Origin of the sequence: Marinobacter sp. DSM 26671 (assembly GCF_900112835.1) — a bacterium.
Classification (GTDB): Bacteria; Pseudomonadota; Gammaproteobacteria; order Pseudomonadales; family Oleiphilaceae; genus Marinobacter; species Marinobacter flavimaris.
Map to the genome: position 1 here is coordinate 1 of NZ_FONF01000072.1, position 1,384 is coordinate 1,384.

Genomic DNA, 1,384 nt, shown 5'->3' on the forward strand with positions numbered 1-1,384 from the left:
GCCGTAAAAGTGGCCGCGGATCAAACCAACCCGGAGGATACCCTGATTATTGTCACCGCTGATCACAGCCATGTGTTCACGATGGCCGGTTATCCGAAGCGGGGCAACCCGATTCTGGGCAAGGTGGTTAATGTTGGCGAGACGCAGCCGGCACTGGCCGCCGATGGCATGCCCTACACCACCCTGGGGTACGCCAACGGACTCGGTTTCCGTAATCTTGGTATGGAAACGGATTCAGACGTGGCCTACAGCCAGGCACCTAACGCCGGACGTCAGAATCTTACTGGCGTGGATACCACCACCACTGGTTATCACCAGGAGGCGCTGGTTCCGCTTGGTAGCGAGACCCATTCCGGTGAGGACGTCAGTCTGCATGCAAAAGGACCGGGTGCTCATCTGGCGCAGGGAACCATCGAACAAAGCACGGTTTTTCACCTGATCGACCAGGCTCTGGGCTTAATCGAAGAATAAGGAGCAAGGCAATGAACAAATTCTTTTACAGCGCACTGACGGCTTCAATGTTTGTCCTGACCGGGTGCACGGATGACGACGATAACAGCCCCGTGCAGCCAGCCGATGAGGCTGTGACCAGCCTTTCCTCGCAACAACTGGAAACGTCGCTGACCAACCCCTGGTTCCAGCAGGGCCAACAGGATATCGAAGCGGCGAAAGCGGCCTGGGCCGAGGTTACCGGTACCGTGGCCCCTGTCACTCAATCGGGCTCCCTGCAGGCGGCCATCGCCGATGCACGGGGCAAGGCAAAGAACGTTATCCTGTTCGTGGGCGATGGCATGGGCGTTTCAACCGTCACAGCGGCGCGTATTCTGGATGGCCAGAATCAGGGCAAGCCGGGGGAAGAGCATCAACTGAGCTTCGAGCGTTTTCCGTTCGCCGGCTTGGCCAAAACTTATAACGTAGATGCGCAAGTGCCCGACTCCGCTGGCACAATGACAGCCATGGTGTCTGGTGTAAAAACCGATGTAGGCGTGCTTGGCGTGGACGAAGACGTTAGCCGGGGCGATTGTGGTTCGGCCACGGGTAACGAGCTGATGACACTGACGGAGCTGGCGGAACTTGCTGGCAAGGCCACCGGGGTGGTATCGACTGCCCGTATCACTCACGCCACGCCGGCAGCCACCTACGCCAAGTCGGCAGATCGTAACTGGGAAGACATCTCCGATATGCCTCCCGAGGCAGTTACCGACGGCTGCCAGGATATTGCCGACCAACTGGTGAACTTTGAAGCAAACCTCGAAGCACGCACCGGCGCGGATATTGACGGCCTTGATGTGGTCATGGGCGGCGGCCGTCGCCACTTCCTGCCAAATGATGCCAGGTTCAACAGCCCGGATGCGCGATCCAGTGTCGAAGGCGACCGCACCGA

General features: G+C 58.9%; 2 protein-coding genes. Both read left to right on the forward strand.

The window, feature by feature from the left end; all coding sequences use genetic code 11:
- On the forward strand, positions 1–471 hold a 471-nt coding region (locus tag BM035_RS22185), incomplete at its 5' end, for an alkaline phosphatase (protein ID WP_175497459.1).
- An 11-nt stretch (positions 472–482) separates the two neighbouring features.
- The coding region (locus BM035_RS22190) for an alkaline phosphatase (protein WP_139216103.1) at positions 483–1,384 on the forward strand (902 nt) is incomplete at its 3' end.